12 protein-coding genes are annotated in these 12,109 nt (G+C 61.4%); 8 read left to right on the plus strand and 4 right to left on the minus strand.

Annotated elements, in window-relative coordinates; genetic code table 11:
• Window position 1 precedes the first annotated feature (1 nt).
• The 5 genes from RLW55_RS03095 (at window position 2) to RLW55_RS03115 (ending at window position 3,648) form a co-directional block, all read left to right on the plus strand.
• Window positions 2-1,288 (plus strand): glutamate-5-semialdehyde dehydrogenase, encoded by a 1,287-nt coding sequence (locus RLW55_RS03095; RefSeq protein ID WP_414461526.1) that lies wholly within the window; start codon window positions 2-4, stop codon window positions 1,286-1,288.
• A 26-nt stretch (window positions 1,289-1,314) separates the two neighbouring features.
• Window positions 1,315-1,968, plus strand: a complete 654-nt coding sequence (locus RLW55_RS03100) for a nicotinate-nucleotide adenylyltransferase (RefSeq protein WP_423415536.1) — start codon at window positions 1,315-1,317, stop codon at window positions 1,966-1,968.
• Between the two features lie 112 nt (window positions 1,969-2,080).
• Window positions 2,081-2,542, plus strand: coding sequence for a ribosome silencing factor (rsfS, locus tag RLW55_RS03105; protein WP_013945759.1), 462 nt, complete (start codon window positions 2,081-2,083; stop codon window positions 2,540-2,542).
• Window positions 2,543-2,608: 66 nt separating this feature from the next.
• The gene (rlmH, locus tag RLW55_RS03110; RefSeq protein WP_423415537.1) at window positions 2,609-3,091 is read left to right on the plus strand and encodes a 23S rRNA (pseudouridine(1915)-N(3))-methyltransferase RlmH; all 483 of its coding nucleotides are present in this window, start codon (window positions 2,609-2,611) and stop codon (window positions 3,089-3,091) included.
• Window positions 3,092-3,096: 5 nt separating this feature from the next.
• A complete protein-coding gene (locus RLW55_RS03115) occupies window positions 3,097-3,648 on the plus strand; it encodes a DNA-deoxyinosine glycosylase (RefSeq protein ID WP_423415538.1) in 552 nt (183 codons plus the stop codon).
• Here the strand turns inward: RLW55_RS03115 and RLW55_RS03120 are convergent.
• From RLW55_RS03120 to RLW55_RS03130, 3 genes are all read right to left on the minus strand, one after another.
• Window positions 3,627-4,451 (minus strand): SDR family NAD(P)-dependent oxidoreductase, encoded by an 825-nt coding sequence (locus RLW55_RS03120; RefSeq protein WP_423415539.1) that lies wholly within the window; start codon window positions 4,449-4,451, stop codon window positions 3,627-3,629. The two genes, RLW55_RS03115 and RLW55_RS03120, sit on opposite strands and share 22 nt — an antisense overlap.
• A 190-nt stretch (window positions 4,452-4,641) precedes the next feature.
• Window positions 4,642-5,034 carry an META domain-containing protein gene (locus RLW55_RS03125; protein ID WP_423415540.1) on the minus strand — a complete coding sequence of 131 codons (393 nt, stop codon included), beginning with the start codon at window positions 5,032-5,034 and terminating at the stop codon, window positions 4,642-4,644.
• A 26-nt stretch (window positions 5,035-5,060) separates the two neighbouring features.
• Window positions 5,061-6,740, minus strand: a complete 1,680-nt coding sequence (locus RLW55_RS03130; RefSeq protein ID WP_423415541.1) for an acyl-CoA dehydrogenase family protein — start codon at window positions 6,738-6,740, stop codon at window positions 5,061-5,063.
• A gap of 354 nt (window positions 6,741-7,094) precedes the next feature.
• Between RLW55_RS03130 and RLW55_RS03135 the strand changes: the two genes are divergently transcribed.
• Window positions 7,095-8,003 (plus strand): YihY/virulence factor BrkB family protein, encoded by a 909-nt coding sequence (locus RLW55_RS03135; protein WP_409561891.1) that lies wholly within the window; start codon window positions 7,095-7,097, stop codon window positions 8,001-8,003.
• Between the two features lie 74 nt (window positions 8,004-8,077).
• On the opposite strand, the gene ccrA is transcribed toward RLW55_RS03135, so the two are convergent.
• The gene (ccrA, locus tag RLW55_RS03140; RefSeq protein WP_013945752.1) at window positions 8,078-9,391 is read right to left on the minus strand and encodes a crotonyl-CoA carboxylase/reductase; all 1,314 of its coding nucleotides are present in this window, start codon (window positions 9,389-9,391) and stop codon (window positions 8,078-8,080) included.
• A gap of 224 nt (window positions 9,392-9,615) precedes the next feature.
• Here ccrA and RLW55_RS03145 point away from each other — a divergent pair, with 224 nt between their 5' ends.
• Window positions 9,616-9,978, plus strand: coding sequence for a hypothetical protein (locus tag RLW55_RS03145; RefSeq protein WP_013945750.1), 363 nt, complete (start codon window positions 9,616-9,618; stop codon window positions 9,976-9,978).
• A 135-nt stretch (window positions 9,979-10,113) separates the two neighbouring features.
• The gene (locus RLW55_RS03150; RefSeq protein WP_409561889.1) at window positions 10,114-12,090 is read left to right on the plus strand and encodes a methylmalonyl-CoA mutase family protein; all 1,977 of its coding nucleotides are present in this window, start codon (window positions 10,114-10,116) and stop codon (window positions 12,088-12,090) included.
• Window positions 12,091-12,109: the final 19 nt, after the last annotated feature.

The following is a 12,109-nucleotide window of genomic DNA, read 5'->3' on the forward strand; positions in this document are numbered from 1 at the left end:
GATGAACAAACCGGAGCGCATCGAAAACGAAACCGCAGCGATCATGCGCGGCATCGGCGAAGCTGCGAAAGCTGCGAGCCGCCGCCTCGCCATCGCCACGCCGGAAGAAAAGAACACGGCTCTGAAGGCCGCGGCCAAAGCGTTGCGCGCTGCCGTTCCGAAAATCCTTGAGGCCAATGCCAAGGATGTCGAAGCCGCGAAAGCCGCCAACCGCCTCGCATCCTACATCGACCGCCTCGAACTCAACGAGAAGCGCATCGAAGGCGTCGCCAAGGGTATGGAAGAGATCGCGGAGTTGCCCGATCCCGTCGGCACCGTTCTGGCGGAATGGACTCGGCCGAACGGCCTGAAATTCCAGCGCGTGCGTGTTCCGCTTGGCACCATCGGCATCATTTATGAGAGCCGCCCGAACGTAACGGCTGACGCCGGTGCGCTTTCGCTCAAGGCGGGCAATGCCTCGATCCTGCGTGGCGGCTCCGACAGCCACCATTCGAGTATCGCCATTCACGCTTGCCTCGTCGAGGGCCTGCGCGCGGCCGGACTGCCCGAAGCCGCGATCCAACTCGTGCCGACGACCGACCGCGAAGCCGTCGGCATGATGCTGCGCGGCCTCGAAGGCGCCGTTGACGTCATCGTACCCCGCGGCGGCAAAAGCCTCGTCGAGCGAGTGCAGACGGAAGCGCGTGTGCCGGTCTTCGCGCATCTCGAAGGCATCTGCCACACCTACGTCGACAAGGCCGCGAACATGGACATTGCGGTACCGCTCGTCGTCAACGCCAAGATGCGCCGCATCGGCGTCTGCGGCGCGACTGAGTGTCTGCTGATCGACAAGAACGCGACGTCTGATATCGTCACGCCGCTGGTGAAAGCCTTGCTGGAAGCGGGGTGCGAAGTCCGCGGCGACGCTGCGATCCAGAAAACCGATGCGCGCGTGAAGCCCGTTGCGCCCGACGACTTCGGCAAAGAGTTTCTGGATGCGATCATCGCCGTGAAGCTGGTCGACGGGGTCGAAGGCGCCATCGACCATATCGCACGCTATAGCTCGCAGCATACCGACGCCATCATCACCGAAGATGCTGCCGCAGCCGAACGGTTCCTCAACGAGGTCGACTCGGCAATCGTTCTGGTCAACGCCTCGACCCAGTTCGCCGATGGCGGCGAGTTCGGCTTTGGCGGCGAGATCGGCATCGCGACCGGCAAGATGCACGCGCGCGGCCCGGTCGGCGTCGAACAGCTGACGAGCTTCAAGTACAAGGTGCGCGGCACCGGCCAGATCCGGCCGAAGTGACGTATGTGGAATGAGGCACGTCTGAGTTGACGCGAAAGATTCCGCCGCAAAGCTTTGGCTCCCTTCGCGTCCACACCCCTCTCTGCCTTCCCGGGCAGCGTATCGGGATCATGGGAGGGACGTTCAATCCACCCCACGACGGTCACCGCATCGCTGCGGAGGCCGCCGTGAAACGGCTTGTCCTCGACCAGTTATGGTGGCTGATCACGCCCGGCAATCCGCTCAAATCCCACGACGGCCTGTCGGGACTCGACAGCCGCATGGAACTCGTCGAGGTCTTCGCTCACGGCCCGCGCATGAAGATCACCGGTTTCGAGCGCGAACTCGGCACCCGCTACACGGCGGGCACCCTGTCGTTCCTCCGTCACCGCTTCCCGGCCGTTCGCTTCGTCTGGGTCATGGGCGCCGATAACCTCGCCTCGTTCCACCGATGGCAGCATTGGCGCGAGATCGCCCAGACCATGCCGATTGCCGTCGTCGACCGGCCCGGATGGCGACACGCTGGCCTCGCCTCCCCCGCCGCCCAGTGGCTGAAACGCTACCGGCTTCCGGAGTCCGAAGCCGCTTCTCTGGCCGACCGCCAGCCCCCCGCCTGGATGCTGCTGACCATCCGGCTTTCCGGGCTTTCCTCCACCGCCCTGCGCAGAGCAGCACCCCACTCTGCGCGTGAAAACGCCTAAGCCTATGACTTTTATGACACTTTTAAGACGGCCTAGAGCGCATTTCCAATTGCGGCTCAGGCCGACGCCCTTTAGTATCAGCGGTGTCCGGAATTGTCCGGGCCGTAGTGACATGCGGGACCAACCAGCAAAGGACGCTCGCCGCTTGATCCGACCCACAACCGAGGCCGCTCGCAAGAGTTCCTCAATTGCCCCGTCCGCCGCCAAGGCGCCGGACACGGCAGCCCTGCTCGATGACATCGTCAATTGGCTTGACGAGGCTAAGGCAGAAGAAATCGTTTCCATCCCCCTCGAAGGCAAGTCAGCGCTCGGCGACTTCATGGTCGTCGCGTCGGGCCGTAACGACCGGCACGTCGGCGCCATTGCCGAGCAGCTGCGCGAGAAGCTGAAGGCGCGCGGCGAAGCCCGGGTTCGCGTCGAAGGCCTGAACGCCTGCGACTGGGTGCTGATCGACACGGGCGATATCATCGTCCACGTCTTCCGCCCCGAGGTCCGCGAATTCTACAACCTCGAAAAGATGTGGCAGGCGGAGATTCCGCCGGACGCATCGCGTGGCGATAGCTCGCAGCACTAGGCGCGAGACCCGAGAAGCATTTTGTTGAAACGCGGCTGAACCCTTCGGCCGCGGAGCCTCCCCTTGATGCGCATCGCCATTTCCGCGGTCGGCAAATTGAAAGACGCCGAGGAGCGCGCCATCGTCGAGCGCTATGCCAAACGGCTGAACGGCGCCGGTAAGCCGCTTGGCCTCGGCCCAATCGACATTCGCGAATATCCCGAAAGCCGCGCCGCCGACGTCGCCGAGCGCAAGCGTGACGAGGCTGCGAGATTGCTGCGCGATGTCGGGCCGGGCGACATCGCGGTCGCTCTTGAGCCGACCGGAAAATCGCTTACCAGCGAAGCCTTCGCTGCCTTCCTGCGTGAGACGCGCGACGGCGGTGCGAAGTCCTGCGTCTTCCTCATTGGCGGTCCGGACGGCCACGGCGAAGCAGTCTTAAGTGCAGCCACCCTGAAACTCTCCCTCGGCGCGTTGACGCTTCCCCACGGCCTTGCGCGTGTTGTATTGGCTGAGCAGCTTTATCGTGCCGCCACGATCCTCGCGGGTCATCCTTATCATCGCGCATGACGACAATGGCCGACGCAACGCCGTCCCCGACCAAATACAGCTTTCCACCCATCGTCCCCGACGGCGCGCGCCTTCTCATCCTGGGCACGCTGCCTGGCGAAGAATCCCTTCGCCTACAGCAATACTACGGCTTCTCGCGCAACCATTTCTGGGCGCTGATCGCAGCGCTCTCAGGTCAGCCGCTGCCCACGACTTATCCTGAAAAAACGGCGCTGCTTCACGTTAACAAGTGGGCGCTCTGGGATGTGCTCGAAGGCGCCGAGCGCATCGGCAGCTCGGATGCGGCCATTCGCAACCCGACAGTGAATGCCTTCGGCGATTTCTTTGCCGTGTATCCCGCAATAACCACGGTTGCGTTCAACGGCCAGAAAGCCCGCGACCTTTTTCGTCGCTACATCGTAAAGCCGGGCCTCGTTCGACAAGACCGCTTCACCGCAATCGAATTGCCGTCATCGAGCCCGCTCTACACCATTCCCTTCGAAGAAAAGCTGAAGCTCTGGCAGGCTAGGCTGGAAGCTTTCCTACCGGCCCAAAATCAAAACCGCCGCGCGAAATAATCAATCGCAAACTGCGGTAGAAACCGGCGCATCGCCGCCGCCAAGTAAGTTGGCGTCGTCACATAGTAATGCCGCCGCGGCCTGGAACTTTCGACCGCATGGATCAGCTTCTTCGTTACCGCTTCTGGTTCGAGCTTGAACGTTTGCTGTCCGCCGGCCTGCATGGCTTCGAGCCGCGTACGATAAACGTCGCGATGGGGAGAATTGTCGATATCAACCGTCGCCAGCAATCGGTCCACCGAATGCTCGACAAAGCGCGTCCGGATCGGCCCCGGCTCGATCAGCGACACATGAATGCCTGCCCCCTCTAGTTCAAGCCGCAACGACGTCGTCAGCGCTTCAAGCGCAAATTTTGATGCGCAATAAGCGCCGCGATAAGGCGCGACGATCATGCCGAGCACCGACGAGCAATTGACGATCCGCCCCGCGCCGTTCTTGCGCATCGCCGGAATGAGCCGCCGCGTCAGATCGTGCGTGCCGACGACGTTTACTTCGAACTGCTCGCGCAGAAGCTTCGGCGTCAGATCTTCCACCGCTCCCGGCTGACCGAACGCAGCGTTGTTGAACAGCGCATCGAGTTTGCCGCGCGTCATCTCCAAGGCACGAATGGCGCACGTTGCGATCGACTGTGAGTCGGCAAGTTCGAGCGGCAGCACTTCGACGTTCAGGAAGTTCTTCAAACGCGCGAGATCATCTGGCTTTCGCGCCGTCGCGATAACACGCCACCCGCGCTCACGCATGGTCCGCGCTGCATCAAGCCCGATGCCGGACGAGCATCCGGTAATGAGAATAGATCGTGTCATTGGACTCCAGTGATCGAGGCCATTCGTTCGCGCCTTCCGGCCGGCTCTTCGGAGAAGAGTTGGAAGGCGCAAACAAAATACTGGAGGTTTGCCTTAGCACGAGCCGAAGCGCCGCGTCTTTCCCCGAGAGCCGGGTTATGCCGCATATGTTTTGAGCTTGATCCCGTGCGCGCGTGTCACCCGCCTCGAATCACTTCCGGAACTTCACGAGATCGTGGCCATCTTCGGCTTTGAGAGTCAGCGTATCATCCTGCACGGTGAAAGACCGCGCCGCTTCGAGCGCGGCGAAATACTGCGCCTCGATCTCCGATTTGCCCTCGCACATCATCTTCGTCGCAGCAAGCGGCCCGATCTGGATGGCATCGTCCTCAATAGTGATCGGGCCTTTGAAGCGATTGCAGCCGCCCGTGCCCGACACGCGGTCCGTCGTGTAGGCAAGCGTCGGTCCATCGACCGGCTTGCCACCAAGTTCCGTCGCGACCCACGTTGCGGTCAGCGGCCCATCATCGTCCTCTTGCGCCATGGCCTGCGCTCCGAGCGCAAACCAGAGCACACCGGCGAGGATTGTTATGATGTACCGCATACCGACGGCTTCCCTCGCTGCCCCACTCAGTTTGCGCCTTCGAGCAGACGCCGCGCGATAACCTGCGCCTGAATCTCGGCCGCACCTTCGAAGATGTTCAGAATGCGCGCATCGCAAAGCACGCGGCTGATCGGATATTCGAGAGCGAAACCGTTGCCGCCGTGAATCTGCAGCGCGTTATCCGCGTTGGCCCAAGCGACACGCGCGCCGAGCAGCTTCGCCATGCCCGCTTCAAGATCGCAGCGCCGGCCGGCATCCTTCTGGCGCGCCGAGAAATAGGTGAGCTGCCGCGCGATCATCGTTTCGACCGCCATCATCACGACCTTGTTGCGCACGCGCGGGAACGAATAGATCGGCTTACCGAACTGCACGCGTTCCAGCGCATACTTGAGGCCGAGGTCCATCGCGCACTGCGCCACGCCGACCGCACGCGCCGCCGTCTGGATGCGCGCACCCTCGAACGTGTTCATGAGCTGCTTGAAGCCCTGTCCCTCGACGCCACCGAGCAAGTTTTCCGCCGGGACCTCGAAGCTGTCGAAGGAGATGTCGTATTCCTTCATGCCGCGATAGCCGAGAACTTCGATCTCGCCACCCGTCATGCCCTTGGCCGGGAACGGCTCGTCGTCTGAACCGCGCGGCTTCTCGGCGAGGAACATCGACAGGCCCTTGTAACCCGCCTCATTCGGATTGGTGCGCGTCAGCACGGTCATGATGTCAGCGCGGACGGGATGCGTGATCCACGTCTTCTGGCCTGTGATCTTGTAAACGTCGCCGTCCTTCACAGCGCGCGTCTTGAGCGACGCGAGATCGGAGCCCGTGTTCGGTTCGGTGAAAACGGCCGTCGGCAGCATTTCGCCGGACGCGATCTTCGGCAGATACTTCTCTTTCTGCTCTGGCGTGCCGTTGTGCAAAATAAGCTCGCCGGCGATTTCTGCGCGCGTACCGAGCGAACCGACGCCGATGTAGCCGCGCGACAGCTCTTCCGAAGCGACGCACATCGATTCCTTGCCGAGCGCCATGCCGCCGAATTCTTCCGGTAGCGCCAGACCGAAAACGCCAAGCTCCGCCAGCTTCGCGATCACTTCGAGCGGAATGTATTCGTTCTTGAGGTGCCACTCGTGTGCGTGCGGAATGACTTCCTCAAGGCTGAACTTGCGCATCAGATCCTGGATCTGCGCGTGCGTCTCATCAAGGCCCGTATCACCGAAGGTCATGGCTTCGGGCTGCGCCGCGATCAGCTCGGCAAGGCGGGCCTTCACACTTTCCGCACCACCTTCCGCGACGAGATCCGCAACCGAATCCTCGTAACGGCGAAGCTCTGCCTTCGGCACGCCCAGCGCATCAGCGCGGGCGATTTCGAGCTGGCTCATCGGGATGCCGTTCGCGATCTGCGCCGCGTATTCGCCAAAAGCTGCGATCAGCAATAGTTGCTCGAACTCGCCGAACCGGCCTTCCTCCTGGAGGCGGGCCGCCCAGTCGTGCATCTGGCGCAGACCTTCGACCGTCGTCGCCAGCCACGCCAGACCGTGCGCGGCATGTTGCGCCTGATCAACGCCGCCCTCTTCCTGAATTTTTATCCTGACACCGGCTTTGGCGGCCTGCAGGATCTTGTCCGCCGACGCCACGGCTTCGCCGCACCGCTCAATAAGCTTGACGGGACCGGCGGCGAGAAGATTTTCTCCAGCCTTCATGGGCGTCACGGACATTCGTTTCTCCTGAGGAATACCTATATGCCCGGGGCAATGCCGGGCCAAATCTGATGCGCTGCGCGACCAATTCACCGCTCGGGAATGATTAGTCAACTGGTCATCGACCGCAACAAATGCTCTCGCGACCTATCCGCGCGAAAATGCGTCGCGGCCCACCTCCCCGAAAGCATTACGAACCGCACCGGCCTTTCCGTGTTTACGATATCGAGCCCGTCCTTTGGACTGTGTCCAAATTGCCGACGTCTCGCTAGACCCGCACTCACAGCCGGAAATTGACCTGTGGACCGGAGTTGGCCGAAACACTAGGTTCCGCGCCACAAAATCAAGGCGTCCCGGGAGAAGAGACACCATATGAAGCGCATGCGCAGATTGGTCGAAGCCCTTTATCGGGTTTACGAGCATTCGGGCTTCGCGATGGCCGGCGCAGTCGCGTTCTCGTTCGTCGTCTCGATCTTTCCGTTCTGCATCTTTCTCGGCGCCTTATCAGGCTATTTCGGCGGCCGTGAGTTGGCACAGGACGCGATCAATCAGCTGTTTGCAATTCTGCCCGCCCCTGTCGCCCAGGGCATCGCCCCTCAGATCGAAGCCGTGATGGGCACGCGGCGTATCGATCTTGCCACCGTCAGCGGTTTCCTGGCGCTGTTTTTCGCAACAAGCGCCGTCGAAACGCTGCGCGCGGCTTTGAACGGCGCCTACCGGGTCCGCGAAAAACGCCCCTATCCGTTATGCCTGCTCATCAGCATGCTGTTCGTTTTCGTTAACGGCATCTCGACGCTGGTGCTTACCTGGGCGGTCGTCGTCGGCCCGAGCGTCTTCGGCCCCGCGATCGCGTCGCACCTGCCCGACAACTGGGTCCGAATTCTCGTCGATTCGAGCGACATCGGACCGGTCATTCGCTACGGCCTCTCAGGTGCCGTGATGGCCGCGCAGCTCTTTGCGTTGCATTTACTGCTGGCGGCAGGCCAGCGGCGGATGGCCGATGTCTGGCCCGGAATCGCGCTGACGATCGTACTCTGGCTGGCGCTGGCAGGACTATGGTCGAACTATCTCGAAATCACGAACTACTCTCTGTTCTACGCCGGTCTTTCCCAGCTCATGATCGCGCTGATCTTTTTCCAATTCACGGCCATCACGATCCTGCTCGGTGCCGAATTCAACCGCGGAATCATGGAAATGAAGCGCATGCGCCGGGAAGCTGCCGAACGCGCCGCCTTCCGCGCCGACGCCTCGCGACAAGCGCCAGCGCAACAAAAATCCTGATAGGGCACAAATGCAAAAGGGCCCCTCACCGGCAAGTCCGGTAAGGGGCCCTCGATATTAGATCGTGAGTAAAATCAGGCTGACTTCGGCCCGGCCTCGATGACATCTTCAAGCGTGCGAAGACCCGTCGTCGGCGCCTGGACAAGCACCGCCATGTTGCCCGGCTTGTGCTCGTTCCTCATCATGCGCATGTGCGCCTTGGGGATCTGCTCCCACGAGAACACTTCCGACATACACGGGTCGATGCGCCTCTCGATGACGAGACGGTTGGCCTGGCTTGCCTGCATCAGGTTGGCGAAGTGCGAACCTTGCACGCGCTTCTGGTGCATCCAGAGATAACGCGCATCCATCGTCAGATTATAACCGGTGGTGCCGGCGCAAATCACGACCATGCCGCCGCGCTTCACGACCTGCACCGAGACCGGAATCGTCGTCTCGCCGGGATGCTCGAACACGCAGTCGACGTTGACGCCTTTGCCCGTGATGTCCCAGATCGCCTTGCCGAACTTGCGCATCTCCTTCAGCCACTCGTGATACTCAGGCGAGTTCACTTTCGGCAGCTGTCCCCAGCACTTGAAGTCCTTGCGGTTGATGACGCCTTTTGCACCGAGCTGCATGACGAAGTCGCGCTTGTCGTCATCGGACACGACGCCGATGGCGTTGGCGCCCGACGTCGCACACAGCTGCACCGCGAATGCGCCAAGACCGCCGGCAGCACCCCACACCAGCACGTTATGGCCGGGCCGCAGGACATGCGGACGATGGCCGAACAGCATGCGGTAAGCGGTTGCGAGCGTCAGCGTGTAGCAGGCGCTTTCTTCCCACGTCAGATGCTTCGGACGTTCGAGAAGCTGGCGGTCCTGCACGCGGCAAAATTGCGCAAACGAACCGTCCGGCGTCTCGTAGCCCCAGATACGCTGCGACGTCGAAAACATCGGATCGCCGCCGTTGCATTCTTCATCGTCGCCGTCGTCTTGGTTGCAGTGAACCACAACCTCGTCCCCGACCTTCCAGCGCTTCACCTTTGAGCCAACGGCCCAAACGATGCCCGAAGCATCCGATCCAGCAATGTGGTAAGGCTGCTTGTGGACGTCGAACATTGAGATCGGCACGCCCAGCGATGCCCACACGCCGTTGTAGTTGACGCCGGCCGCCATAACGAGGACGAGCACGTCGTGGCTATCGAGTTCCCACGTCGGCACCACCTCAACCTGCATCGCCTTGTCGGGCTCGCCCTGACGCTCCTTGCGGATCGTCCAGGCGTACATGTTTTTGGGAACATGTCCGAGCGGGGGAATTTCCCCGATTTCATATAGGTCTTTCTTAATTCCTGCCGTCACCGAAGCATCGGATACTTCGCTTTTGGCTGCCAAGTTCTGGCTCGACATTGGTGTTGCGTCTCCCGACCTTGTCCCCGCGACGAGGGCCGTTATGGCTCGTCTTCTTCGCGTTTGCCCCCTGCTCTCCGCGCGGGGATCGCAGTATGAAGCACGTTTTTGCGCTGCAATGAAGAGGGTTAGTCCGCAGTTAATATTCGCTCAATTCCTCTTTAACGGGAGAACGATATTTTAGCTGCCTATTCCGCCCTATATGGGCCTCTAGGACGCACGCAATGCAAGACTTTTGGTGGCAGCTCCAGGACGTCGATTCCTTCACTGTCTATATTTCCCTCGCATTTGCGGGCGCCGTCTGTCTGTTTATTCACGAGATTGTCGGCTCGCCAACGCTCGCTTGGCTCTCCACGCCCATTCTAGCGGCTGGAGGCATCCTCGCCCCTACCCTTCTGGCCCAACAGTTGATTACCCTTTCGTACGATAAGACCGTCAACACCGCGATCTCGGTGGCGATCGGGACGCTGGCCGCATTGTTTCTTATTCTCATGGGCAACTGGCTTTGGGCGCTTTTCACCGAATACCGCGTGAGCCGGACGAAGCTCGTCGCCATCCCATCCAGGCCGCCGCGCATCCGCCGCTAGGCTGATTGCATCGCCGCCGACAAAACCGCCGCAACCCGAAAACGCGGCGAACTGCCGATTTTGCTGTATCGCCGCAATCGGTTACTTTAGGTCTTTTCCAGTGTCTTTGACCCGAGCCTAAGGGGCACCCTTTCGATGTCGGATAAAATCGTGCGCGACAAGCCGTGGCTGTTCCGGACCTACGCCGGACACTCGACCGCTGCGAAGTCGAACGCGCTCTATAAGAAAAACTTGGCAAAGGGCCAGACGGGCCTCTCGATTGCTTTCGATCTCCCGACTCAGACCGGCTACGATTCCGACCATGAGCTTGCCCGTGGCGAAGTCGGCAAGGTCGGCGTCCCAGTCTCGCATCTGGGAGATATGCGCACCCTGTTCGCCGATATCCCCATCGAGCAGATGAACACCTCGATGACGATCAACGCCACGGCGGCTTGGCTGCTGTCGCTCTACATCGCCACAGCCGACGAGCAGGGTGCCGACCGCAGGAAGCTGCAGGGCACCATTCAGAACGACATCATCAAGGAATACCTGTCGCGCGGCACCTACGTCTTCCCGCCGGAGCCGTCGCTGCGTCTCATCAAGGACACGATTGTTTACTCCTACCAGCACGTGCCGAAGTGGAACCCGACGAACGTCTGCTCCTACCATCTGCAGGAAGCAGGGGCCACGCCGGTGCAGGAACTCGCCTACGCGTTGGCGACCGGCATCGCTGTTCTCGACACCGTGAAGGCTTCCGGCGAGGTGCCCGAGAAAGACTTCGGCACCGTCGTCGGGCGCGTCTCCTTCTTCGTGAATGCCGGCCTCAAGTTCATCACCGAAGTCTGCAAAATGCGGGCGTTTAACGAACTTTGGGATGAAATCACGCGCGACCGCTACGGCGTCACGGACCCCAAGAACCGCATGTTCCGTTATGGCGTGCAGGTGAACTCATTGGGCCTGACTGAGCCGCAAGCCGAAAACAACGTCTATCGCATTTTGATCGCGGCGCTCGGCGTTACGCTCTCCAAGAACGCGCGCTGCCGCGCCCTTCAGCTTCCGGCATGGAACGAGGCGCTCGGCCTTCCGCGGCCATGGGATCAGCAGTGGTCACTGCGCATGCAGCAGGTCCTCGCCTACGAGACCGACCTGCTTGAATTCGGAGACATCTTCGATGGCTCGGCTGAGATCAAGCGCAAAGTCGACGCCTTAAAAGAAGAGGCGAAGAACGAACTCCAGACGATTGAACGCATGGGCGGCGCCATCGCCTCCATCGATTACATGAAGCGCAATCTCGTCGAGAGCAACACCGCTCGGCTGTCCGCCATCGAGTCAGGCGAACAGGTTTTGGTCGGCGTCAACAAGTGGACCGAGACAGAACCTTCTCCGCTTGGCGCAGGTGAGGGAGCGATCCTCGTCGTCGATCCAGCCGTCGAGATCGATCAGGTCGAACGCCTGAAGTCTTGGCGCGCGTCGCGCGACGACAAGGCCGTCGCCAAAGCACTCGCAGATCTCGAAGCCGCCGCGAAAGAGGGGCGCAACATCATGGAGCCCTCGATCGCTGCCGCCAAGGCCGGCGTGACGACGGGCGAATGGGGCGGCCTGTTGCGCAAAATATTTGGCGAGTACCGCGCTCCGACCGGCGTCTCGCAAGCTGCCGTCGCGCGCGATAGCGCCGCCTTGGAAGAGGTGCGAAAATCGGTCGATGCAGCCTCCGAGAAGCTGGGCCGCCGCCTGAAGTTCCTCGTCGGCAAGCCCGGCCTCGACGGCCACTCGAACGGCGCCGAGCAGATCGCCGTCCGCGCCCGCGACGTCGGTATGGAAGTCGTCTACGAGGGTATTCGCCTCACCCCAAGCCAGATTGTTCGCGCCGCAGTCGATGAGTCGGTTCACGTCGTCGGCCTGTCGATCCTCTCCGGCTCGCACGTCCCGCTCGTCAAAGACGTGATGGATCGCATGCGCAAGGAAGGCTTGGAAGACGTCCCGGTCGTTGTCGGCGGCATCATCCCGCCGGAAGACGAAAAGACGCTAAAGGCCTTTGGGGTCGCTGCCGTCTATACGCCCAAGGACTTCCAGCTGAACGACATCATGGCCGATATCGTGAAGCTCGTGGATCGCTACGCGAAGGCAGCCTGACGACGGAGGCTCATTGTCC

It is taken from the genome of Hyphomicrobium sp. B1, assembly GCF_049532635.1.
Taxonomy (GTDB): Bacteria; Pseudomonadota; Alphaproteobacteria; order Rhizobiales; family Hyphomicrobiaceae; genus Hyphomicrobium_B.